The 23,755-nt window shown below is 69.6% G+C and carries 20 protein-coding genes; 12 read left to right on the top strand and 8 right to left on the bottom strand.

Annotated elements, in window-relative coordinates:
• Positions 1 to 45: 45 nt before the first annotated feature.
• The gene (locus BLU81_RS00700; RefSeq protein ID WP_231953933.1) at positions 46 to 1,119 is read right to left on the bottom strand and encodes an LCP family protein; all 1,074 of its coding nucleotides are present in this window, start codon (positions 1,117 to 1,119) and stop codon (positions 46 to 48) included.
• Positions 1,120 to 1,276: 157 nt separating this feature from the next.
• On the opposite strand from BLU81_RS00700, the gene BLU81_RS00695 reads away from it, so the two are divergent.
• Positions 1,277 to 1,651, top strand: coding sequence for a response regulator (locus BLU81_RS00695; protein ID WP_092540638.1), 375 nt, complete (start codon positions 1,277 to 1,279; stop codon positions 1,649 to 1,651).
• Here the strand turns inward: BLU81_RS00695 and BLU81_RS00690 are convergent.
• Complete coding sequence (locus BLU81_RS00690; RefSeq protein WP_092540636.1) at positions 1,635 to 3,932, bottom strand: ATP-binding protein; 2,298 nt, start codon at positions 3,930 to 3,932, stop codon at positions 1,635 to 1,637. The two genes, BLU81_RS00695 and BLU81_RS00690, sit on opposite strands and share 17 nt — an antisense overlap.
• 19 nt (positions 3,933 to 3,951) lie before the next feature.
• Positions 3,952 to 4,821 (bottom strand): sporangiospore maturation cell wall hydrolase GsmA, encoded by an 870-nt coding sequence (gene gsmA, locus BLU81_RS00685; protein WP_092540634.1) that lies wholly within the window; start codon positions 4,819 to 4,821, stop codon positions 3,952 to 3,954.
• A gap of 242 nt (positions 4,822 to 5,063) precedes the next feature.
• Between gsmA and BLU81_RS00680 the strand changes: the two genes are divergently transcribed.
• Together BLU81_RS00680 and BLU81_RS00675 are read left to right on the top strand one after the other, a co-directional pair.
• Positions 5,064 to 5,972: a phosphatase PAP2 family protein gene (locus BLU81_RS00680; RefSeq protein ID WP_231953931.1), complete on the top strand. Its 909-nt coding sequence runs from the start codon at positions 5,064 to 5,066 to the stop codon at positions 5,970 to 5,972.
• Positions 5,973 to 5,983: 11 nt separating this feature from the next.
• Complete coding sequence (locus BLU81_RS00675; protein WP_231953929.1) at positions 5,984 to 6,580, top strand: general stress protein; 597 nt, start codon at positions 5,984 to 5,986, stop codon at positions 6,578 to 6,580.
• 45 nt (positions 6,581 to 6,625) lie between these two features.
• On the opposite strand, the gene BLU81_RS00670 is transcribed toward BLU81_RS00675, so the two are convergent.
• The gene (locus BLU81_RS00670; protein WP_092540630.1) at positions 6,626 to 7,414 is read right to left on the bottom strand and encodes an RNA polymerase sigma factor SigF; all 789 of its coding nucleotides are present in this window, start codon (positions 7,412 to 7,414) and stop codon (positions 6,626 to 6,628) included.
• Between the two features lie 253 nt (positions 7,415 to 7,667).
• Here BLU81_RS00670 and ppgK point away from each other — a divergent pair, with 253 nt between their 5' ends.
• Together ppgK and BLU81_RS00660 are read left to right on the top strand one after the other, a co-directional pair.
• Positions 7,668 to 8,402 (top strand): polyphosphate--glucose phosphotransferase, encoded by a 735-nt coding sequence (ppgK, locus tag BLU81_RS00665; protein ID WP_092540628.1) that lies wholly within the window; start codon positions 7,668 to 7,670, stop codon positions 8,400 to 8,402.
• Positions 8,403 to 8,426: 24 nt separating this feature from the next.
• A complete protein-coding gene (locus BLU81_RS00660) occupies positions 8,427 to 8,888 on the top strand; it encodes a PPOX class F420-dependent oxidoreductase (RefSeq protein ID WP_092540626.1) in 462 nt (153 codons plus the stop codon).
• 144 nt (positions 8,889 to 9,032) lie between these two features.
• On the opposite strand, the gene BLU81_RS00655 is transcribed toward BLU81_RS00660, so the two are convergent.
• On the bottom strand, positions 9,033 to 9,611 hold the full coding sequence (locus BLU81_RS00655; RefSeq protein WP_172890473.1) for a hypothetical protein: 579 nt from the start codon (positions 9,609 to 9,611) through the stop codon (positions 9,033 to 9,035).
• Between the two features lie 373 nt (positions 9,612 to 9,984).
• Here BLU81_RS00655 and BLU81_RS00650 point away from each other — a divergent pair, with 373 nt between their 5' ends.
• The 4 genes from BLU81_RS00650 to glgB are packed head-to-tail and all read left to right on the top strand — an operon-like array spanning position 9,985 to position 17,204.
• Positions 9,985 to 11,949 (top strand): alpha-1,4-glucan--maltose-1-phosphate maltosyltransferase, encoded by a 1,965-nt coding sequence (locus BLU81_RS00650; RefSeq protein WP_092556384.1) that lies wholly within the window; start codon positions 9,985 to 9,987, stop codon positions 11,947 to 11,949.
• Between the two features lie 19 nt (positions 11,950 to 11,968).
• On the top strand, positions 11,969 to 13,729 hold the full coding sequence (gene treS / locus BLU81_RS00645; protein ID WP_092540624.1) for a maltose alpha-D-glucosyltransferase: 1,761 nt from the start codon (positions 11,969 to 11,971) through the stop codon (positions 13,727 to 13,729).
• On the top strand, positions 13,726 to 15,030 hold the full coding sequence (locus BLU81_RS00640; protein ID WP_092540622.1) for a maltokinase N-terminal cap-like domain-containing protein: 1,305 nt from the start codon (positions 13,726 to 13,728) through the stop codon (positions 15,028 to 15,030). The genes treS and BLU81_RS00640 overlap by 4 nt, the downstream gene beginning before the upstream one ends.
• A 23-nt stretch (positions 15,031 to 15,053) precedes the next feature.
• Positions 15,054 to 17,204 (top strand): 1,4-alpha-glucan branching protein GlgB, encoded by a 2,151-nt coding sequence (glgB, locus tag BLU81_RS00635; RefSeq protein ID WP_231953927.1) that lies wholly within the window; start codon positions 15,054 to 15,056, stop codon positions 17,202 to 17,204.
• Between the two features lie 4 nt (positions 17,205 to 17,208).
• On the opposite strand, the gene BLU81_RS00630 is transcribed toward glgB, so the two are convergent.
• Positions 17,209 to 17,742, bottom strand: a complete 534-nt coding sequence (locus BLU81_RS00630) for a GNAT family N-acetyltransferase (RefSeq protein ID WP_092556382.1) — start codon at positions 17,740 to 17,742, stop codon at positions 17,209 to 17,211.
• A gap of 76 nt (positions 17,743 to 17,818) precedes the next feature.
• On the opposite strand from BLU81_RS00630, the gene BLU81_RS00625 reads away from it, so the two are divergent.
• Positions 17,819 to 18,067, top strand: coding sequence for a hypothetical protein (locus BLU81_RS00625; protein WP_092540620.1), 249 nt, complete (start codon positions 17,819 to 17,821; stop codon positions 18,065 to 18,067).
• Positions 18,061 to 18,378: a type II toxin-antitoxin system PemK/MazF family toxin gene (locus BLU81_RS00620; RefSeq protein ID WP_092540618.1), complete on the top strand. Its 318-nt coding sequence runs from the start codon at positions 18,061 to 18,063 to the stop codon at positions 18,376 to 18,378. Before BLU81_RS00625 ends, BLU81_RS00620 begins: the two co-directional genes overlap by 7 nt.
• A gap of 46 nt (positions 18,379 to 18,424) precedes the next feature.
• Here BLU81_RS00620 and BLU81_RS00615 read toward each other — a convergent pair whose 3' ends face one another.
• Positions 18,425 to 19,144, bottom strand: a complete 720-nt coding sequence (locus BLU81_RS00615) for a PP2C family protein-serine/threonine phosphatase (protein WP_092540616.1) — start codon at positions 19,142 to 19,144, stop codon at positions 18,425 to 18,427.
• Between the two features lie 389 nt (positions 19,145 to 19,533).
• Between BLU81_RS00615 and BLU81_RS00610 the strand changes: the two genes are divergently transcribed.
• Positions 19,534 to 21,939, top strand: a complete 2,406-nt coding sequence (locus BLU81_RS00610) for a Tex family protein (protein WP_092540615.1) — start codon at positions 19,534 to 19,536, stop codon at positions 21,937 to 21,939.
• Between the two features lie 33 nt (positions 21,940 to 21,972).
• Here the strand turns inward: BLU81_RS00610 and BLU81_RS00605 are convergent, their stop codons facing one another.
• Entirely contained in the window at positions 21,973 to 23,745 is a 1,773-nt protein-coding gene (locus BLU81_RS00605; protein WP_092540613.1) for a serine/threonine protein kinase, read from the bottom strand.
• Positions 23,746 to 23,755 lie beyond the last annotated feature (10 nt).

The raw sequence follows: 23,755 nt of genomic DNA, 5'->3' as shown, positions 1-23,755 counted from the left end.
AGAATAGGCGGAACCGCTGCGGACCGCCTGGTGATTATCGCCGCTTCAGCTGCCGGGCGTCTTCGACGGGTTGGCGGCCAGCCACTGATCGATGGTGTCGTCCTTGACCGCCGCGAACATCGCCGCCGACTTCTTCGGGTCGAGCCGCACGGCCGTCCCGGCCGAGGTCTTCAGAGACGCCGAGGTGTACGGCACGGTGGCGTACGAGATGGCGGCGGGCCTGATCCCCCGCACCGCGAACGCGAGGTCCCGCAGATCCAGGTTCTGATCCACGGTCAGCGAGTCGGCGGCGATGCCGATCAGCCCGTCGAGCGCCAGCGGATCGGTCATCGCACCGCTGCTGGACACCTTCGCGACGACGGCCTTGACGACGAGCTGCTGGTTGTACATCCGCCCGAAGTCCCCGCCCGGCACCTGGTAGCGCTGCCGCATGAACTCCTCGGCGGTGTCCCCGTCGAGTTCGTGACAGCCCTGCTTCCACACCTTGTCGGAGAAGGTGGACACCACGTCGTACGGCACACAGACCTCGACCCCGTCCACCGAGTCGACCAGGTTCCGGATGCTGGCGAAGTCGGCGATCATCGCGCCGTCCAGCACGACCCCGGTGAGCTGCCGCACCGTCGTGGCGGTCAGCTCCGCCCCACCGAACGCGAACGCGGCATTGATCTTGTTCTTGCCGCCCTTCCAGCTCCCACCGGCGGGCACGTTCACGTAGCTGTCCCGCGGGATCGAGATGATCGCCGCCTTGTCCCGGCCCTTGGCGATGTGCACCAGCATGATCGTGTCGGAGCGCTCCCCGGCCGGGCTGTCCCCACCGGCTTCGGCGGCCCGTGAGTCCGAGCCGAGCAGCAGCAGGTTCACCGCGCCGGACTTCCAGTTCTCGGCACTCTGCGCCGCCTCCTGGGGCGCGACCGGCGGCAGGAGTGTGGCCCGCGCGACCTTGCTGTCGTAGCGCTGATACAGGTAGTAGCCGCCCCCGGTGATCCCGGCGACGATCACCAGCACGAGCGTGGAGAGGACGAGGAGGGCCTTCTTCCACCCCGGCATGCCCCGGGTGACCGGGTCACCTTCGTCGGTCTTCAGCGGTGTATCGCCGGACATGTCGAGGCTGGTGTCCACCCGCCCTACGATTGGCTGCGGATCAAGCGTGTGCCATCACCTGTTCGGCCACTTTGGATCTATCGCGGCGCGACGGCTGCCGTTCGCCCGTCACAAAATCGGGAGTGACTCGATATCTCCATTGACGGGGAGTGGCGCTAGCGAACGGGGCCGAGCGGTGATCGTAGTTGCGGAAGATCACGATGACATCCGGTATGTACTGAAACGGTCGCTGGAACGGGCCGGGCACCGGGTCGTCGCGGCGTCGGACGGGGCCGCTGCCCTGGCCGCGGTCAAGGAGCACCGGCCCGACCTGGTGGTCACCGATGTCGACATGCCGCACATGACGGGCCTGGACCTGTGCCGGGCGATCCGGGCCGACGACGACCTGCGGCACATCCCGGTGGTGGTGGCGAGCGGGTCGCTGATGCCCGGTGACGGACTGGCCGAGGACGCCGGGGCGTCGGCGACGCTGCTGAAACCGTTCGCTCCGGCACAGTTGCTGGCGCTGATCACGAAGCTGCTGCCGCCGCGGGTCACTGCGGAGAGCTAGGCCGTCCCGGTATGGGGGTGCGCAGTGGGTTGGGTGAGGCGAGCCCGGGCAGCCGGGTCGCCTCGATCAGTGCGGCCCGGTCCCGCATCGACTGGGCCAGGGCCTCCCTGATCTCCGGGTCGGCCGAGGCCGAGGCGTCCGCGGACAGGGGCTCGGTGGGCGACGCCGCCGGAAGGGTGAACCAGAATCGCGTACCCCCGCCGGGTCCGTCGTTGTCCTCCACCCCGATCTCGCCACCGTGCCGTTGCACGATGCGGCGGCAGATCGTGAGCCCGAGGCCGGTCCCGGCGTAACCGACGGCGGTCTCGGCACGGTGAAAGGACTCGAAGACATAGGGTTTGTCCGCGTCGGGGATGCCGATCCCGGCGTCGGCGACTTCGATGCGCACCCACCTCCCGGAGGGCACGGCGGCGATGTCGACTCGCGGCACGGACCCGGGCCGGACGTATTTGAGGGCGTTGCCGATCAGGTTGTCAAGGATGTGCCGCAGCATCGCCGGGTCGGTCTCCACCGGTGGCAGATCGCCGATCGTCCAGTCGGGCTGCGCCGCTCCGGGGCCGAGGGCGGCGATCCGGTCCTCGACGATCTCCCTGGTCAGCGGGGCGGGGTCGAGGGCCACCGTGCGCAGCGGGGCGTGCCGGGCGGTGGTGTAGGCGAGCAGCGTCTCGATCAGCATGTCCATCCGGTCGACGGATTTGACGATGCGATGCAGCGCGTCCTGGGCGGCCGCGTCGTCCGGGAGTTCGTCGAGGGCGAGTTCGGCGTATCCGCGGGCGACCGACAGCGGCGCTTTGAGATCGTGCGCCACCACCCCCGCGAAGATCGACAGGTCGGCCTCGTAGCGGCGCAGTTCGGTGATGTCGCGGCTGACCGCGACGGCCCCGTGTTCGCCGGCGCTCGGGTCGAGTGGCCGCGCGTCGATGCTGATCAGGACTCCCTCGGGCCGCCCGGGGTTGCGGATGAGCACTTCGAATCCGTCCACGGCCTCACCGTTGAGGGCCCGGATCAGCGGCATCTCCTCCATCGGCAGCGGGGTCCGGCCGTCCGGCCGGTACACGCCGTAGACCTCCTGCCACTGCGACGGGCCGGCCGGGTTCTCGGTGACGCCGAGGAGCCGTTTGGCGGCCGGATTCTCCAGCAGGACACGGCCGGTGGAGTCGACGACGCTGACCCCGTCACCGATGGTCGTCATGATCGCGCCGAGGAGTTCGGCCTGCCGCCGGCTCTCGGCTTCGGCACCGCGCAGGTCCGCGGTGGCCTCGTCGACCTGGTCGCGGGCCCGGGCCCGGCCGGTGGCGAGCACGTGCACCAGCCAGGCGACCAGCCCGGAGAGGACGAGGCCGCCGGTCAGGGCGAGGATCGGCAGGTACCAGGCCGCGCCGGACAGTCGCCGGGAGTCGCCGCTGGTCTCCAGGATCCAGTCCCGGTCGGCGACCCGGATCGGGCCGCTCCGGTGCAGGTCACCGGCGCTGTCGCCGCCCCAGGTGGCGACCACGTCGCGGTGGGCGCCGCTGTCGATGGAGATGAGGTCACCGGCGATCTGGCCCTGTCCGGCGTTGTCCAGGACGTCCCGCAGGAAGTTGGCGCTGCGCAGGCCGGCGACCACCCAGCCGCGGAACTGCGAGGTGTTCGCGGTGGTCCAGACCGGCGCGGCGAAGACGAACGACTGCTGTTGCTCGGCAGTGGGCAGCCGGCGGTCGCGGACCAGGACGTACGCGTCGGAGACGGTCGTCTGGCGGGTGTCGCGGGCGGTGGCCAGGGTGCCGGCGATCGGTTCGACAGCGGCCAGGTCGGTCCCCAGTCGCGGGCCCTCCTCCTGCTCGTCGAGGGGGCGGACGAAGACCGCGAAGTAGTGTTCACCGACGGCCGGGTCGGGGCGGAAGGCCGGGCCCGACGCGCCACGTTCGCGCCACAGCCGCTCGGTGGCGGCGAGCCGGTCGGCGGGCATCGGGACGACGAAGGCCACCGGGGCCGCGCCGACCAGGGCGGCGTCGACGAGCGGGCGGGACGCGGCGTCGAAATCGTCCCCCGTGGTGACCGGGTCGTTGGCGATTCCGGCGGCGAGGGTGTCGACCATGCCGCGGTAGCGCTCGGTCTCCAGGCGGATCGACTCCAGGGCGGCATCGTGCCGCTGGTCCATGATCCGGCCGGCAGTGTCCTGCTGGGCGTCGTACAGCGCGGCCGCGGACAGGACGGTGGCGATCAGGCCGATCACGAGCACGGAGACGGAGAGCAGCGGGCCGGTGGCCCGCCACACTCCGTTCTCCCGTTGCCCCACCATAGGCAGCGTAGGCCGCGGATCACTTCCAGGTGTCGTACCGGTACAAATCGTGTTTGACCATGATTTTAGTAACCTTGGTGAAGTACTCCGGGTCGGTGGCGTAACCGGCCTTCCACACGTTCCAGATGAACTTGTCCGCGTCCTTGGTGAAGGCGAACGCGGGCGTGTACCGCTTGTTGTTGCGCAGGAAGTGGCCGTGGTCCTGGAACGAGCGCGACATCGAGGCGTACGTCCGGAACGCGTCCTCGGTCACGAAACACTTACCGGCCTTGTCGCATTCGTTCGTCGTGTAGACGTGACAGCCGTTCGCGTGCGGGCCGTACGCGCCCTTCTGGCACTTGATCCCGAAGTAGTTCTTGTCGGTCGAGGAGAGGCCGCTGCGTCCCCAGCCGGACTCCAGGATCGACTGGGCGATGGTCACCGAGGCCGGCACCCCGTACTGCCGCCAGCCCTGCTGGGCTCCGGGCACCGCGGCCTTGATGAACTGCTCCGGCGTCAGAACCGGGGCCGGGGTGGTCGGCGCGGGAGCGGGCGCCGGGACGGCCGGCGGGCACGGCTTGAGAACCGCGGAGAGCACGTAGGCGTGCGAGACGAACCGCCCGTCGGGCAGCCGGTCCCACTGGGTGGTGGTCCGCACGGTGCCCTTGACCTTCGGGCCCTGGACCGAGCACGCCAGCCGCACGGTGCCGCCGTTGGCGATCTTCCGGACGGCCGCGGACTTGGCCGAGGGCCCGCTGCGCACGTTGACCGGGCCGTCGGTGGTGCGGATCGTGCCGATGACGCCGGCGGAACCGGCCGCCTGCGCGACGCCGGGTGACGTGACCGTACCGGCCCCGGCGGCGAGCACCAGCAGGACGCCGGTGAGCAGTCGTCGGGTGGTGTGCCCCATGTGAGAAGGTCCCCTCGTCCGGCGCCGGAGCAGGTGCGCCGGCGTCGGTTACGAAGGTCCACGGCCCCCGGTGCGGGGCGAGAGCGCGAAGGGGTGCGAAAGCGTTGCCGAAGTCACGCATCAAAAGCACGGCATCGGGGAAAGCCGCGTTGCACATCGCTCGACCAGGAGGCCCCATGTCAGCCGTCGCGTCCCAACCGGCGCCCGTGAGAACACCCCGGAAGACGCCGGTGAAGACGTCCGTGAAAGCACCACGGAAGACGCCGGTCAGCACGTGGCACACCATCAGTCCGCTGGTGGTGGCGGCCTTCGCCGCGGGTGCCGCGTACGCGGTGCACCGGCTGTTCATCGGCACCTCGCTGGGGCAGATCATCGACACCGAGGCGCTGCGGGGCGGCGACTTCCAGCATCCACAGGTGAGTGAGGTGCTGACCCGGACGCTCGACAACACCCGCTTCATCATTCTCGCCGGGGTGTGCCTGCTCGCCGCCGTGTTCGGGGCGCTGCGCCGACGGATGGACCTCGCGCTGGCCGCCGGTTTCCTGGTGGTGACCGCGAACGTGGTCACCCAGCAGCTCAAGGCCGGGCTCAGCCGGCCGCTGCTGGACGACTTCCCGATGCCGAACTCGTGGCCCAGCGGTCACGCCACGGCCGCCGCCTCGGCCGCGTTCGTACTGGTGCTGGTCTTCCCCCGGGCGATGCGCGGGATGGTCGGCCTGGCCGGCGCGGGTTACGTCGCGATCGTCTCGGTCGCCACCGTCTGGGCCGAGTGGCACCGGCCCAGTGACGCGATCGCCGCCCTGTTCATCGTGCTGGCCTGCGGGTCGCTGGCGCTGTTCGGGGTGCGGCTGCTGCGGCGCGGCCCGAGCCGGGCCCTGCAACTGCCCAACCGCCTGGTGATGATGGTGCTGGGCGGCGCGGCCGTCCTGTCGATCGCGACCGCCACTTTCGGGATGGCCTCGGTCGCCCTCTCCGAGGGTGCCCTGCCGGATCTGGTCTCCGGCCGGTTCGCTTTCCTCACCGGTACCGCCGGCATCGTCGCCGCGACCGCCGTCGCGTTCATCGTCTGGATCCGGCTCACCGCGGCCGAGCCGGCCCCCGCCCCCGCTTCCAGCTCCGCCCCCGCATCTGCTTCCGCTTCCGCGAAATAAGGAGCCCCCTCATGACGACGCCCTCCGATCACCGGGCCGAACCCGAGCCCACCGCGACCGTCTCGGTGAGCCCCGGACCGGCCGTCCCGCCCGGTCCCGCCGGAACCGTGCCGGCCCTGCCCGCGCAGACCACCGGCACCAGCGCCGGGACCGGCCCGACGATCGTGGTCGGCACCTACCCCGAGTACGCCCTCGCGCAGCAGGCCGTCGACCACCTGTCGGACAACAAGTTCCCGGTGCAGCGGACCACCATCGTCGGCACCGACCTGCGCCTGGTGGAGAACGTGCTGGGCCGGCTGACGGTGGGCCGGGCGTCCGGCGCGGGCGCGGCCAGCGGCGCCTGGTTCGGTCTGCTGATCGGCCTGTTCTTCGGCATCTTCAGCGACTCCAGCTGGATCTCGATCCTGCTGACCACGGTGGTCATCGGCGCGATCTGGGGTGCGATCTTCGGGGCCATCGCGCACGCCGCGACCGGCGGCCGGCGCGACTTCACCTCCCGCAGCTCGATCCAGGCGTCCTCGTACGAGGTGCACGCCGACGCCGAGGTCGCCGACGAGGCCCGGACCCTGCTGATCAGCCTGAACTGGCAGGTCAGCGGCGCCGAGTGAGCAACGATGGCCCGCGGGTCACACCGCGGGCCGTCGAACAGCCGGTCAGATCTCCGCGTCGAGGTGGCGCCGCAGCTTGCCGAGGGCCCGGGTGAGCAGGCGGGAGACGTGCATCTGGGAGATCCCGATCTGGTCGGCGATCTGCGACTGGGTCAGGTTCCCGTAGAAGCGCATCGTGAGGATCTTCTGCTCGCGCTGGTCGAGGCTGGCCATCGCCGGGCCGAGCGCGACGCGGGTCTCGGCGACCTCGAACTCGTGGTCCTCCCCGCCGAGGGTGTCACCCAGCTCGGTGGTGCCGTCGGCGCTGATCGGGGTGGAGAGTGAGGTCGCGTTGTACGCCCGGGCCCCCTCCAGGCCCTCCAGCACGTCCTCTTCGGTGATGCCCAGGTGGAAGGCGACGTCCGGGACGGTCGGCGACCGGCCGAGGACCTGGGTGAGGGAACTGTTGGCCTCGGTGATGGCCAGGCGCAGCTCCTGGAGGCGGCGCGGCACCCGGACCGACCAGGTGCGGTCCCGGAAGTGGCGTTTGATCTCGCCGATGATGGTCGGGATGGCGTAACCGGCGAAGTCGACTCCGCGCTCGGGGTCGAACTTGTCAACGGCCTTGATCAGGCCGACCGTGGCGGTCTGGATCAGGTCGTCGGTGGGCTCGCCGCGGCCGGAGTAGCGGTGCGCGAGGTGCCGGGCGAGAGGCAGCCAGGCCTCGATCGCCCGGGCCCGCAGCCGGGTGCGCCGCGCCCCGGCGGGAGCTGACGACAACTCGGTCAGAAGTTCGGATGCGGTGGTCCCCGGCACCGAGTGCGCGGGATGGCGTGGCGCCTGTAGCAGGGTCATGAGTGGTCCTCCATCAGCGGGCAGAGAGCCGTGCCCGCACGCGGCGACCGTTCTGAAGTGCAACGTTAGCCAAGTAGCCTAGCCACAGCCAGCCGAAAGTATGAGTGACTTGACGTGAAGCCGTCAGTCACGCAGCGGATTCACTCGATGGTGGCGGCCAGGTCGCACCCGATAGCGCGGGTTTCCCCGTAGTGCCCACGTGGTAGACACCAACCGCGGAAACAACCGCAGGTGACGGCAGAACGGAAGACGGATGACCATCCTCGGCATCGACATCGGCGGCTCCGGCGTGAAGGGGGCTCCGGTCGACCAGCTCCGCGGCGAACTGCTCGGCGAGCGCTTCCGGGTGCCGACCCCGCAGCCGGCCGACGTCACCAGCGTGGTCGAGGCGGTCGCCCAGGTAGCGGCCCAGTTCGACGGTTTCGACAGTGTCGGCGTGACCTTCCCGGGTGTGGTGGTCGACGGGGTGACCCGCAGCGCCGCCAACGTCGACAAGTCCTGGCTCGGCGCGCCCGCCGCGCGGCTCTTCACCGAGCGCCTCGGCAGACCGGTCACGGTTCTCAACGACGCCGACGCGGCCGGGGTGGCCGAGGTGGCGTTCGGCGGCGGCCGCGACCAGGCCGGCCTGATCATGATGCTGACCTTCGGCACCGGCATCGGCAGCGCCCTGTTCCTGGACGGCGTGCTGATCCCGAACACCGAGTTCGGTCACCTGGAGATCGACGGCGCCGACGCCGAGCTGCTCGCGTCCGACCGCGCCCGCGAGTCCGAGGACCTGAGCTGGGAGCGGTGGGCGGTCCGGGTCGAGCGCTACCTGCGCCACGTGGAGATGCTGCTGTCGCCGCGGCTGTTCATCGTCGGCGGCGGTGTCAGCAAGAAGTCGGAGAAGTTCTTCCCCCTGCTCGACATCAAGACCCCGATCGTCCCGGCCACCCTGCTCAACAACGCGGGCATCATCGGAGCAGCGATCGCCGCCTCAAAGGCCTGACGAACACGATTGGGGAGTACCGACATGGCACGCACAGTGGCGACGAACTCGACTGTCGAGCGGGCGGAACTGGTCGAGTTCCTGCGCTCGCGACACCACGCGATCCTGCTGACGACGAAGAAGGACGGCCGCCCGCAGTCGTCGCCGAACACGTGCGGCGTCGATACCGAGGGCCGGATCGTCATCGCCAGCTACCCGGAGCGGGCGAAGGTGGCGAACATCCGCCGTGACCCGCGGGTCACCCTGACCGTCCTGTCGGACGAGTGGAACGGCCCGTGGGTGCAGGTCGACGGCGTCGCCGAGGTGATCGACCTGCCGGACGCGGTGGAGCCGCTGGTGGAGTACTTCCGGGTCATCTCCGGCGAGCACTCGAACTGGGACGAGTACCGCCAGGCCATGACCGACCAGGGCAAGTGCCTGATCCGGGTGACGATCGAGTCCTGGGGCCCGATCGCCACCGGCGGTTTCCCGGCCCGCCTGGCCTGAGCACGACGAAAGAGGCCGCAAGACCGGCACCCGGGAGGACTTCGGGTGATGCCGGCCTTGCGGCCTCTGGAGTACCCCGCACCGTTCCGGCGGGCCGTCCGCACCCGCGTGCGCGAACCGGCCCTCGGCGAGGGGTAGCCGAATTCAGGCCGCCAGGGGGGTGCGGTCCTGCTCGGCGTCCAGGAGGTAGAGCAGCTGGTCACGGTGCATGCCGGCGATCGGGTCCAGCAGGTCGGGGTGGCGCAGCAAGGCGGCGGCGTCCCGGTCGCGGGCGTCCGGCTGCAGCAGGCGGCGGAACTCGTTGGGCAGGCCACCGCGGCGACCGTGCGGGCGGGGCCGCTGGTCCGGCACCGGCATCGCGGCGATGACCGCGTCGACGCCGCGGCGGGCCAGGAGCGGGTCGGCGAGCAGGCACGCGGCCCAGGAGACGACGACCTCGTCGACCCAGGTACGCCAGCCCTCACCGTCGGCGAACTCGTCCTCGGGCTCACTGCCGGCCCGCCAGTCGAGGATCGCGGAACCGCCGGGGCCGGCGATCGCGACGAGCGCCGCGTCGATCTCGGTGGGGTAGCGCAGCCAGGCGGCGACCGTGATCGCCTGCCGGGCCTGGAGCTCGGCGAGCGTGTGGGAGACCGTGTTGGCCTCACCGCCGGGGTAGGCCCGCGCCAGCCAGTGGGTGCTGGCGGCGATCACCGGGGACAGGGCGGTGGACAGTCCGGCCACGTTGATCTCCTCCTTCGTGCGCTCACCGGTGTCGGTAAGCGTCGAGGGATGTTTCGGTGCCGTGGGACCGGTCTTGAGCGGGGTTCCCCGATGGCAACCGAGGGCAACCGACGCACTCCCGTCCCGGCGGTCCGGATGGAGCATCCCGGCGGCGAAAGATGAACGCCTGTTGCGATCAGGTGAAATCATCGTGTTCTCCGGCCGCGCGCGGCCGCGTCTGGATGCGTGGTGCGGGTCCCCCTCCGGTAGGTTGGGACGCATCGGCGATCGGCCGTTTCAAAAACTCCGCTGCGGAGAAGTCATAGGGACACCGCGCGCGCTGGTTTTCCCGGTCGCCGAGTCCTCCCGCACCCCTCTGACTACGGTGGAGATCATGACCGGTCGCTTCCCCATCGAAGACGTGACACCAGCCGTTTCCGGTGGCCGCTACCCCGCGAAAGCGGTGGTCGGTGAACTGGTTCCCGTCTCGGCGGTGTCCTATCGCGAAGGTCACCACGCGCTCGGCGTGAACGTGGTATGGCGCGGCCCCGACGGCGCGATTCAGGCTTTCACCCGGATGACCCCCGGCGAGCCGGGCCTCGACAAGTGGCACGGCGCGATCCGGCCCGACGAGGTCGGCCGGTGGACGTTCACCGTGGAGGCGTTCGACGATCCGTATCGGACGTGGCGCGACGCGGTGGTGAAGAAGATCGGCGCCGGGCAGAGCGCCGAGGAACTGGCGAACGACCTGGCCGAGGGCGCCGACGTGCTCGACCTGGCCACCAAGATCGTCCCGGCGGAGGACGAGGACCGGGTCCGCGACGCCGCCGCCGCGCTGCGTGACACCGAGAAGTCGCTGTTCTCCCGGGTCACTCCGGCGCTGGACCTGGAAGAGCTGCTCTGGCACAACCCGGTGCGGCAACTGGTCACCACGACCCGGTCGTTCGCGATCTGGGTGGACCGGCAGCGCGCGCTCTACTCGTCGTGGTACGAGTTCTTCCCCCGTTCCGAGGGTGCCGAGATCGGCCCGGACGCCACGCCGATCAAGCACGGTAACTTCCGGACCGCCATCGACCGGCTGCCCGCGGTGGCGGCGATGGGCTTCAACGTCGTCTACCTGCCGCCGATCCACCCGATCGGCCGGATCAACCGCAAGGGCCGTAACAACACCCTGATCGCGCGGCCGGAGGACGTCGGCTCGCCGTGGGCGATCGGCTCCGACGAGGGCGGTCACGACGCGATCCACCCGGAGCTGGGCACTCTCGAGGACTTCATCGCGTTCCGCGAGAGGGCCGAAGAGCTGGGCATGGAGATCGCGCTCGACCTGGCGCTGCAGGTCGCGCCGGATCACCCGTGGGTCAAGCAGTTCCCGAAGTTCTTCACCACGAAGGCCGACGGCACCATCGCGTACGCCGAGAACCCGCCCAAGAAGTACCAGGACATCTACCCGATCAACTGGGACAACGACTACCGCACCCTGCGTGACGAGGTCCACCGGGTGGTCATGCACTGGGTGGACAACGGGGTCAAGATCTTCCGGGTGGACAACCCGCACACCAAGGCCGTCAACTTCTGGCAGTGGCTGATCCCGAAGGTCAAGGAGACCAACCCGGACGTGCTGTTCCTGGCCGAGGCGTTCACCCGCCCGGCGATGATGAACGGCCTCGGCAAGATCGGGTTCACGCAGTCGTACACCTACTTCACCTGGCGCACCACCGCCGCCGAGATGAAGGAGTACATGCAACAGCTCCTCACCTCGATCGACTGGATGCGGCCGAACTTCTGGCCGAACACACCGGACATCCTGCACGAGTCGCTGCAGAACGGCGGCCCGCCGATGTTCAAGATCCGGGCGGTGCTGGCCTCGATGCTGACTCCGTCCTGGGGTCTCTACTCCGGTTACGAGCTGTTCGAGCACGTGCCCAGGCCGGGCGCGGAAGAGTACATCGACAACGAGAAATTCGAGCTGAAGCCGCGGGACTGGGCGGCGGCGGAGCGGGCCGGCCGATCCCTGGCGCCCTATCTGACGAAGCTCAACCGGGTCCGTAACGACAACCCGGCCCTGCACTGGCTGCGCAACCTGCGATTCCACGAGATCGACAACGGCGCGCTGCTCTGTTTCTCCAAACGGGATCCGGAGACCGGAAACACGGTTCTGGTCATCTGCTCGTTCGACTCGAGCAACGTGCAGTGGGGTAACACCACTCTGGACATGCCGGCTCTGGGCCTGGAATGGCACGACCGGTTCACCGTCGTCGACCAGATCACCGGGGCGTCGTACGAGTGGGGGCAGTACAACGCGGTCCGGATCGATCCATTCGTGGAGCCGGCACACGTGTTCGTCGTACAGGCACGGTAGTAACAAGGGGAGAAACACGATGGAGCTGTCGACGTCAGAACACGATCCGGCTGAGGGAAGCCACACCGAGGACGGGGTGGTCGAACATCCGACCTCCGACGAGTTCGGGCACGCCCGGACTCTGCCCGCCGACCGGACCTGGTTTCAGCGGGCCGTCTTCTACGAGGTGCTGGTCCGGGCCTTCTACGACTCGGGTTCCGACGGCGGCGGCGACCTTCGTGGCCTGATCGAACGGCTCGACTATCTGCAGTGGCTCGGTGTCGACTGCCTGTGGCTGCCGCCGTTCTACGACTCGCCGCTGCGCGACGGCGGTTACGACATCCGCGACTTCTACAAGGTGCTGCCCGAGTTCGGCACGGTCGAGGACTTCGTGGCCCTGCTGGACGCAGCGCACAAACGCGGCATCCGGGTGATCACCGACCTGGTGATGAACCACACCTCGGACTCGCACCCGTGGTTCCAGGCGTCCCGCACCGACCCCGAGGGTCCGTACGGCGACTTCTACGTCTGGAGCGACACCAGCGAGAAGTACCAGGACGCGCGGATCATCTTCGTCGACACCGAGGAGTCGAACTGGACGTTCGACCCGGTGCGGCGGCAGTTCTACTGGCACCGGTTCTTCTCGCACCAGCCGGATCTCAACTACGAGAACCCGAAGGTGCAGGAGGCGATGCTGGACGTCCTGCGGTTCTGGCTGGACCTGGGTATCGACGGGTTCCGGCTGGACGCGGTGCCGTACCTCTTCGAGGAGGAGGGCACCAACTGCGAGAACCTGCCGCAGACGCACGCGTTCCTCAAGCACTGCCGCAAGGTGATCGACGACGAGTTCCCCGGCCGGGTGCTGCTGGCCGAGGCGAACCAGTGGCCGGCCGACGTGGTGGAGTACTTCGGTGACGTCCGCTCCGGCGGCGACGAGTGCCACATGGCGTTCCACTTCCCGCTGATGCCACGGATCTTCATGGCCGTACGACGGGAGTCGCGTTTCCCGATCTCGGAGATCCTGGCCCAGACACCACCGATCCCGGAGAACACCCAGTGGGGCATCTTCCTGCGTAACCACGACGAGCTGACGCTCGAGATGGTGACCGACGAAGAGCGCGACTACATGTTCACCGAGTACGCCAAGGACCCGCGGATGAAGGCGAACGTCGGCATCCGCCGCCGGCTCGCCCCGCTGCTGGAGAACGACCGCAACCAGATCGAGCTGTTCACCGCACTGCTGCTGTCGCTGCCCGGTTCACCGGTGCTCTACTACGGCGACGAGATCGGGATGGGCGACAACATCTGGCTCGGTGACCGCGACGGCGTGCGCACCCCGATGCAGTGGACCCCGGACCGCAACGCCGGGTTCTCCACGGCCACCCCGGGGCGGCTCTACCTGCCGGTCAACCAGGACCCGGTGTACGGCTACCAGGCAGTGAACGTGGAGGCCCAGCGGGACAGCGCCACCTCGCTGCTGAACTGGACCCGGACCATGCTCGCGGTCCGGCGCCGGCACGAGGCGTTCGCCACCGGCACGTTCCGGGAACTGGGCGGCTCCAACCCGTCGGTGCTCGCCTACCTGCGGGAGATCGGCGACGACGTGGTGCTCTGCGTGAACAACCTGTCGCGCTTCCCACAGCCGATCGAGTTGAATCTCCAGCACTGGAACGGGTACACCCCGGTGGAACTGACCGGTCATGTCAACTTCCCCCGGATCGGCCAGCTGCCGTACCTTCTGACCCTTCCGGGGCACGGGTTCTACTGGTTCCAACTGTGCGGGTCCGAGGAGAAGCAATGACGCTGCCTTTCGCCGAGTGGTTACCGAAACAGCGCTGGTACGCCGGGCGCAGCCGGGTCCTGTCCTCGGCCAAACAGGCGTCCGCGACCCCGCTGGGCGAGGACCTGGAGCTGGTCCTCGTCGACGTGGAGTACACCGACGGCAGTTCCGAGCGCTACCAGATCGTGGTGGGCTGGGGTGCCGGGCCGATGGCCGAGTACAGCGCGGTGGCCACCATCGGCACCGACGACGACGGCCGGACCGGTTACGACGCCCTCTACGACCCGGCGGCGGCGCGTTACCTGCTCGGGCTCTTCGACCGGTCGGTGCTGGCCGGTGACGTCAGCTTCGACAAGGAGCCGGGTGTCACGCTACCGCTGGAGGCCTGGCCGCGGGTGTTCGACGCGGAGCAGAGCAACACCAGCGTGATCTTCGACCAGGACGCGATCCTGAAGCTGTTCCGGCGGGTCACCTCCGGTGTCAACCCGGACATCGAGCTGAACCGGGTCCTCGGCCGGGCCGGGAATCCGCACGTGGCCCGGCTCTTCGGGTCGTTCCAGGCGTCCGGTGACCACGCTCTCGGCATGGTCACCGAATACGCGGTGAACTCCGCCGAGGGCTGGGCGATGGCCACCGCCTCGGCCCGGGACCTGTTCGCCGACGCCGCCTTCGGCGCGGACGAGGTCGGCGGTGACTTCCAGGGCGAGTCGTACCGGCTCGGCGAGGCGGTCGCCTCGGTCCACCTGACCCTGGCCGAACAGCTCGGCAGCGGCCCGGCGCCGTTCCCGCTGGACGCGGTCCTGGCCCGGCTGCGCACCGCCGCCGGCGCGGTGCCCGAACTGCAGCAGTACGTCCCGGCGATCACCGATCGGTTCACCGCCCTCACCGGCGAGCAGGTCGAGGTCCAGCGGATCCACGGCGACCTGCACCTGGGTCAGGTGCTGCGCACTCCGGAGAGCTGGCTGCTGATCGACTTCGAGGGCGAGCCCGGCCAGCCGCTGGACGAACGCCGGTTGCCCGACTCGCCGCTGCGCGACGTCGCCGGGGTGCTGCGGTCCTACGAGTACGCGGCCTACCAGCTGCTGGTCGACCAGGACGACGAGGAGCATCTGGCGGCCCGGGCCCGGGAGTGGGTGGACCGCAACCAGTCGGCGTTCTGCGACGGATACACCAGCGCGGCCGGCACCGACCCGCGTGAGCACGGTGCGCTGCTGGCGGCGTACGAGCTGGACAAGGCGGTCTACGAGGCCGCGTACGAAGCCCGACATCGGCCCGGCTGGCTGCGGATCCCCCTGCGGTCTATCGCCAGGCTCGTCGGATGAACCCCGGAGGGCATCCCAAAATCATGATCGGTCAGACCACCTCCCGGCTAGCCGCCGACAAACGCGCCATGGACGCGGTGATCGCCGGGGAGACCCACGATCCGCACGCCGTCCTCGGCGCCCACCCGCACGACGGGCGCACCGTCGTGCGGACCCTGCGTAAAGGCGCCTCCGAGGTGACCGTCCTGCACGACGGGGAGCGTTACGAGACCACCAAGGTGCACGACGTCGGCATCTTCGCCGCCGAACTGCCCGGCACCGTGCTCGACTACCGGCTCGACGTCGACGGGACCGAACACGACGACCCGTACCGGCATCCGCCCACCCTCGGCGAACTCGACCTGCACCTGATCGGTGAGGGCCGGCACGAGAAACTGTGGAAGGTGCTCGGCGCCCAGCCGTACGGCACCGGTGTCGCGTTCGCGGTGTGGGCGCCCGGCGCCCGTGGCGTGCAGGTGGTCGGCGATTTCACCGGCTGGGGCCCGCACGACGGGTGGCCGATGCGGTCGCTGGGTTCCAGCGGGGTCTGGGAGCTGCACATCCCGGCCGCGCACGTCGGCACCCGCTACAAGTACAAGATCCTCGGGCGCGACGGGGTGTGGCGCGAGCACGCCGACCCCCTGGCTCAGCACACCGAGGTCCCGCCGGCCACCGCGTCGGTGGTGTTCCAGTCGGACTACCGGTGGGACGACGAGCAGTGGATGCGCGAGCGCGCCGGCAAGTCGTGGCATCAGGAGCCGATCAGCGCGTACGAGGTGCATCTCGGCTCGTGGCGGCCCGGCCTCACCTATGTCGAACTGGCCGAGCAGCTGGTGCAGTACGTCGTCGAGACGGGCTTCACCCATGTCGAGCTGATGCCCGTGATGGAACACCCCTTCGGCGGTTCGTGGGGTTACCAGGTCACCGGTTACTACGCTCCCACGTCGCGCTTCGGGACACCTGACGAATTCCGCTTCCTGGTCGACAAGCTGCACCAGGCCGGGATCGGCGTGATCCTGGACTGGGTGCCCGCCCACTTCCCGAAGGACGAGTGGGGTCTGGCCCGGTTCGACGGCAGCCCGCTGTACGAGCACGGTGACTGGCGGCGCGGCGAGCAGCCCGACTGGGGCACCTACGTCTTCGACTTCGGCCGTAAGGAGGTGCGCAACTTCCTGGTCGCCAACGCTCTCTACTGGTGCGAGGAGTTCCACGCCGACGGCCTGCGCGTCGACGCCGTGGCCTCGATGCTGTACCTGGACTACTCGCGCAAGGAAGGCGAGTGGGTGCCGAACCAGTACGGCGGCCGGGAGAACCTGGAGGCGATCAGCTTCCTGCAGGAGATGAACGCGACCGTCTACAAGAATCATCCCGGCGTGATGACGATCGCCGAGGAGTCCACCGCGTGGCCCGGCGTCACCCGCCCCACCCACCTCGGCGGCCTCGGTTTCGGCTTCAAATGGAACATGGGCTGGATGAACGACACCCTCTCCTACATGGAGAAGGAGCCGATCCACCGGCAGTGGCACCACCACCAGATGACCTTCGCCACCGTCTACTCGTGGAGCGAGAACTACACCCTGCCGATCAGCCACGACGAGGTCGTGCACGGCAAGGGTTCGCTGACCGGCAAGATGCCCGGCGACCAGTGGCAGAGACTCGCCAACACCCGGGCGCTGCTCGGTTTCATGTGGGCGTTCACCGGCAAGCAGCTGCTGTTCATGGGCGCCGAGATGGGCGACCCGCGCGAATGGAGCGAGGAACGCGGGCTCGACTGGGGCCTGCTCCAGGACCCGCAGTTCGGCGGCATCAAGTTCCTGGTCAGCGACCTGAACCGGGTGTACCGGGAGACTCCCGCCCTGTGGACGCAGGACACCACCCCGGCCGGGTTCCGGTGGATCACCAGCGAGGACTCACAGCACAACACGTTCTCGTTCGCCCGTTTCGCCCCCAACGGCGACGCCCTGGCCTGCGTGGTCAACTTCGCCGCCGTCCCGCACGAGGGCTACCGCATCGGCCTGCCCCGTGCCGGCCGCTGGGACGAGGTGGTCAACACCGACAGCGAACTGTACGGCGGCTCCGGCGTCGGCAACCTGGGCCGGGTCGAGGCCGAACACATCGCCTGGCACGGCTTCGACGCCTCAGCCTCCCTACGGATCCCCCCGCTCGGCGCCGTCTGGCTCCGCTACACCGCCTGACGCTTCACCGGCCTGCTGGCCATTCCGTGGCCAGCAGGCCGTACAGCAGGTCGTCGGTCCACTCGCCCTTGATGAAGGTCTGCTGCCGCAGCAAGCCCTCCCGCTGGAACCCGAGCCGCTCCATCAGCCCCGCCGACCGCACGTTCCGGGCGTCGCACTCCCCGGTGACCTTGTGCACTCCCTGCACCCGGAAAAGCCGGTCCAGCACGGCGCTGACGGCTTCGAAGGCGAAACCCTTCTTCTGGTACGCCGTATCAAGGGTGAAGCCGATCTCGGCCTGTACGAGGTTCTCGTGCAGCCGCACCGCCACGTCCCCGATGAGCCGCCGTTCTTCAGCGAGTTCCACGGCGTACTGGAACCACCCGGCCGCCGTCGGCGAGCTGTCCGCGAAGTTCCGCACCGCGACCGCCGCCTTCTCGACCGGAAACGGCGCGTCCCACGACTGGTAGAGCGCGACGTCCGGATCCGACCGATAGGCAGCCAGCACCGGAGCGTCCGACGCCCGGAAACGCCGCAGGATCAGCCGCTCGGTAGCCATCAGCACGCGCTGAGGATAGGTGCTCACCCGTTCGGACGACGACAACTCCCCACCGCCTCGCCGGTACGATAGAAGTATGACCGTGAAGCTAAGCATCAGCGTTCCCGACGACATCGCCGCCTATCTGCAGAGCCGCGGCAACACTTCGGCCGCCGTGACCGACGCTGTCCGGCGGATCCTTCCCGAAGCCCGCCGTGAACGGCAGCGCGCGGCAGCCCAGGCCTACGGTGAATTCCTCCGCAACCGCTCGCCAGAGGAGATCGAGGCAGACCGTCAGTTCATCGAGAGCAACAACGACATCGCACTGCGCGGCACCGAATGGTGAAACGCGGTCAGATCTGGACCCTGTTGCGAGGAGGATCCCAGCATCGGGTCCTGGTCATCAGTAACGACGAGTTCAACATGGTGGAGGAGATGACGCCGTGGGCTCTGAGTGTCGTGCGGGAGTCGCCCCACCCCAACCATCTGGCGGTCCGGCTACGACAAGGCGATCCGCTGAGCGGCGCCTGGATCCGTATCCATGGAGTGGCGCAGATCGCCGACCGCACCGCACTTCGCGAACTTCACGGATTCGTGTCGCATTCGACGATGGGCGCGGTCGAGGAGCAGATCCGTGAATTCCTTGAGTTGCCATGACATCCGGTGAAGCGAGACCCGGAGGCTCGCTCCACCGATGGTGGGGTCAGGAGTCGACGACGTCGGAGACGATGACGGTGACGTTGTCGGGGGCTCCGTTGGCGAGGGTCCGGTTCACCAGGGCGGCGGCGCACTCCTTGCGGTCGGCGATGTCGCGCAGGGTCTGGGCGATCACCGTGTCCTCGACGTAGTCGGAGAGGCCGTCGCTGCACTGCAGGTAGCGGTCGCCGACGCGGGCCGGGATGGTCCGGCCGGCCGGCCGGTACGCGCCCCCCTGCACGGCCTGGGTGACCAGGGCGCGCTGCGGGTGGCGGCGGGCGTCGTCGCGGGTGAGGACGCCCTGGTCGACGAGTGCCTGGACGTAGGTGTCGTCCCGGGTGAGCTGCTGGAACTCGCCGTCGCGCAGCAGGTAGCAGCGGGAGTCGCCGACGTTGAGCACCGCCAGGCGGTCGCCGGAGAGAAGCAGCGCGGTGACCGTGGTGCCCATGCCGTCGCGGGCGTCGTCCTCGGCGACGGACGCCTCGATCCGCTGGTTGGCGGTCTCCAGGGCGGAGATCAGGTCCTGCAGGGGTTCGCCGTTGTCGGGCGCGGTGTCGACGGAGCTGAGCGTCTGCACGAGTATGTCGCTCGCCAGCTCCCCGGCGGGGAGCCCGCCCATGCCGTCCGCCACCACGAAGAGTCGATTACCGACGAAGACGGCGTCCTCGTTGTTGGACCGGACCAGGCCCTGATCAGTGGCGGCGACCGCCCGGACAGCAAGCGTCATGCTGCAAGAGTGCCAAAGGCCAATTCCGTTGTCTCTAGTACCTCCTACCAAGTGTCGCGGCTTCCGGCTGGTACCACGGTAGGCGGCGCACCCCGGTTAGCACGATGATCGCGCAGGTCACAGCCCGGCGGGACGCTCTGGAGGGTCGATCACCGGGCTTCGCCCGGCCGTACGGCGCCGGAAAAGGTCTTTCCCCCGGCCGCAAAGACGGAAGTGACATTCGCGACATCGGGGTACGGATGAGCCTTCGCGACGGTTCAGGGGCGACTCGGGCATCCCCCGGAAGAGGGACGGCCGGACCGGTCCCGAACGGGCTTTTCATGATCGCGGGCGGGTGACAGTCCGGGGCGGCGCGACAAGCCACCACCGCGTCGGTGACAATCGTCGACGTGACGACAGCTATCCATCAGCGCATCGCTTCGGAGCTCGGGGTACGGGAAGAGCAGGTCACCGCCACGGTCGAGCTGCTCGACGGCGGGGCGACGGTGCCCTTCATCGCCCGATACCGCAAGGAGGTGACCGGCACACTCGACGACGCCCAGCTGCGCACGCTCGAGGAACGCCTCGGTTATCTGCGGGAGCTGGAGGACCGGCGGGCCGCGGTGCTGGAGTCGATCCGCTCCCAGGGCAAGCTCGACGACGCTCTGGAGCAGCAGATCCTTCAGGCCGACACGAAGGCCCGCCTGGAGGACATCTACCTGCCGTTCAAGCCGAAGCGCCGGACCAAGGCGATGATCGCCCGCGAGGCCGGTCTGGAGCCGCTCGCCGACGGTCTGCTGAACGACCCGACCGTGGACCCGAAGGCCGCCGCCGCCGCGTTCGTCGACGCGGACAAGGGGGTGGCCGATCCGCAGGCCGCCCTGGACGGGGCCCGGGCGATCCTGATCGAGCGGTTCGCCGAGGACGCCGACCTGATCGGTGAGCTGCGCGAGCAGATGTGGACGCGGGGCCGCCTGGTGGCGAAGGTCCGCGACGGCAAACAGACCGACGGCGCCAAGTTCTCCGACTACTTCGACTTCGCCGAGCCGTACGGCAAACTGCCCTCGCACCGCATCCTGGCGATGCTCCGCGGTGAGAAGGAGGACGTCCTCGACCTCACCATGGAACCGCACCCGGAACAGGACGAGGGCTACTTCGAGGGCCGGATCGCCGGGCGCAACCGGATCACCGACCTCGGCCGGGCCGGCGACAAGTGGCTGGTGGACACGGTCCGCTGGGCCTGGCGCACCCGGATCCTCATCCACCTCGGCGCCGACCTGCGGGTGCGGCTGCGGGAGGCGGCCGAGGACGAGGCGGTGCGGGTGTTCGCCGCGAACCTGCGCGACCTGCTGCTGGCCGCGCCGGCCGGGACCCGCGCCACGATGGGCCTGGACCCGGGTTTCCGCACCGGGGTGAAGGTGGCCGTGGTCGACGCGACCGGCAAGTGTGTCGCCACCGACGTGATCTACCCGCACGTGCCGCAGAACAAGTGGGACGAGTCGATCCACCGGCTGGCCGCGCTCGCCTCGAAGCACCACGTCGACCTGATCGCGATCGGCAACGGCACCGCGTCCCGGGAGACCGACAAGCTGGCCGCCGAGCTGATCAAGCGGCACCCGGAGGCGAAGCTGACCAAGGCGGTGGTGTCCGAGGCCGGCGCGTCGGTCTACTCGGCTTCCGCGTACGCCTCGCAGGAACTGCCCGGCATGGACGTGTCGCTGCGCGGCGCGGTCTCCATCGCCCGCCGCCTGCAGGACCCGCTCGCCGAGCTGGTGAAGATCGACCCGAAGTCGATCGGGGTCGGCCAGTACCAGCACGACCTGTCCGAGGTGAAGCTGGCCCGTTCGCTGGACGCCGTGGTCGAGGACTGTGTGAACGGCGTCGGTGTGGACGTGAACACCGCGTCCGCGCCCCTGCTGACCCGGGTCTCCGGGATCACCGCCGGGCTGGCCGAGAACATCGTGCTGCACCGCGACGAGAACGGCCCGTTCAAGAACCGCCACGAGATCAAGAAGGTGGCCCGGCTGGGGCCGAAGGCGTTCGAGCAGTGCGCGGGCTTCCTGCGGATCCGCGACGGCGAGGATCCGCTCGACTTCTCCAGCGTGCACCCGGAGTCGTACCCGCTGGTCCGCACGATCGCGGCGGACGCCGGCTCGGACGTCAAGACGCTGATCGGCAACAGCCCGCTGCTCAAGGGCATCCGGCCGGACAAGTTCGTCTCCGACGCGGTCGGCCTGCCGACCATCACCGACATCCTGAAGGAGCTGGAGAAGCCGGGCCGGGACCCGCGGCCGGCGTTCACCACGGCCACCTTCGCCGAAGGTGTGGAGAAGCTCGCCCACCTGAAGCCGGGCATGATCCTGGAGGGTCAGGTGACGAACGTGGCCGCGTTCGGCGCGTTCGTCGACATCGGCGTGCACCAGGACGGTCTGGTGCACGTGTCGGCGCTCTCCGACAAGTTCGTGCAGGACCCGCGCGAGGTGGTCAAGTCCGGTGACGTGGTGAAGGTCCGCGTCCTGGAGGTCGACGAGCAGCGCAAGCGGATCTCGCTGACGATGCGCCTGAACGACGAGCCCGCCAAGGCCCGGCAGCCGCGCGAGGACCGCGGTCAGGGCGGTGGCGGCGGCGCTCAGCGGGGCCAGGGCGGCGGCGGACAGCCGCGGGGTGGCCAGGGTGGCCAGCGCGGCGGTCAGGGCGGTCAGCGTGGCGGTCAGCCCCGGCAGGGCGGTGGTCAGCGCGGTGGCGGCGGTGCCGGCAGCATCGGCAACGACGCGATGGCCGACGCGCTGCGCCGGGCCGGGCTCGCGAAGGACTGACGTGGGCCGAAGCCGGGGCCGCGTGCCCCGGCTTCAGAGCTTCCAGACCCGCAGGTCGCTGAAGGTCACCTCGTACGGGCCGGGTGCGGGATCGCGCTCGTTGTAGATGCCGAGCACCACCCGGCCCACCGTGATGTCGGCCTCCTCCAGCGGCGCCACCCCGATCTGGGTGCCGTCGCGCAGGATGCGCACCTCATCGCCCTGGATCACCAGCCCGATCCGGGTGTCCACGTCCCGCGCGATCGGTGCCTGCGTCAGCGGGAAGGTCCGCTTGATCGTGACGTCCCGCGACCGGTGCACGCCGAAGTACAGGTTCTGCTCGCAGACCCGCAGCTGGTAGCCGATGCTGCCCTCGTTACGGAACCAGACGGTCGCGCAGCTGTCCGGCGTGTTCAACCGGACCGTCACGTCGATGCGCAGGTCGGCGGGGAGCTGGTCGGACGGGCCCTTGCACTTGAAGGTGCCCTCGGTCTCCCGGCGCGCGACCAGGCCGCGTGCCGGGTCCAGGTGGCACTCGCCCTCGCCGGACTGTTCGCTCGGCTTCCAGTACGCCTGCTGCCGCAGCGAATCGTTGATCCAGGGTGCGGCGGCGGGCAGTGACGGGGCGGCGATCACGGTGGGGGCCGCGTCCACCTCACCCTGGCCACCGCGGTCGCGCACCGACAGGGCCAGCATGACCGCGCCCGCGGTGATCGCCAGGATCAGGAAGCCGACGGCGGCGGGCAGCGCCCAGCGCCGGGCCGGTTCCGGCAGCGGCGGGCCGGGCAGGGTCCGGCCGGGTGGCGCCGAGATCGGCACCGTGATGATCGAGTTCTCGTCGTAGCCGATCAGGCCGGGCGGGATGTGCAGGGCCGGCACCAGGGTGGGCGCCGGGGTGACCCCGGTGACCGCCTGCGCCTCGACCGCGGCCGCCCGCAGGTCGGGCTGGTCGGCGAAGGCGGCGGCGGTCGCGGACGGCCGCCCGGACCCGGAGATCAGGAGATCGAGCAGTTCCCGGGAGCTGGGCCGGTTCTCCGGGTCCTTCTCCAGGGCGTGCCCGACCAGGTCGCGCAGCGGGCCGCTGAGCCCGTCCAGGCGGGGCGGCTGGGTGAGGATGCGGGCCGCCATGGCCGGCGGCGAGTCGGCGTGGAACGGGGTCTGGCCAGTGCCCGCGTACGCCACCACGGTGCCCCAGGCGAACACGTCCGCCGCCGGGGTGATCGGGGTCTCGTCCTCGGAGCCGAAGCGTTCGGGAGCCATGTACGCCACCGTGCCGACCATCTGGTCGGTGCGGGTGTTGGCGCTGGTCGCCTCCATCGCCCGGGCGATCCCGAAATCGATCACCTTGGGGCTGCCCGGCGCGAGCAGCACGTTGCGCGGTTTGAGGTCGCGGTGGATCACCCCGGCGCCGTGGATCGCGGTCAGCGCGGTGGCCACCCCGATCGCCACGCCGTGCAGGTTGGCGCTGGTCAGCGGGCCGCGCTGCTCGACCACCTCGGCCAGGGTGGGACCGTCCACATACTCCACGACGAGGTAGGGCTGCTCGTGGTCGGGATCGGCGTCGAGCACCTCGGCGGTGCAGAACGGCGGCACCTGCCGGGCCCGGTTCACCTCGCTGCGGAAACGCCGGCGGAACTCGTCGTCGTGCGCCAGATCGGCGCGCACCACTTTCAGAGCGACGAGCACCCCGCCCGCGGTACGGGCCAGGTAGACCGTGCCCATCCCGCCCTCGCCCAGGCGCCCGACCAGCTCATAGTCACCGAGGGCACGTGGATCACGCGGGCGCAGCGGTTGAGTCCGCTCACCCGGCAGTGCGCCGTCCGCCATTCCCGTCCCC

It is taken from the genome of Actinoplanes derwentensis (assembly GCF_900104725.1).
Lineage (GTDB): Bacteria > Actinomycetota > Actinomycetes > Mycobacteriales > Micromonosporaceae > Actinoplanes > Actinoplanes derwentensis.
Note: the sequence above shows the minus strand (reverse complement) of the source record. Positions and strands in the feature narration are given on the sequence as shown.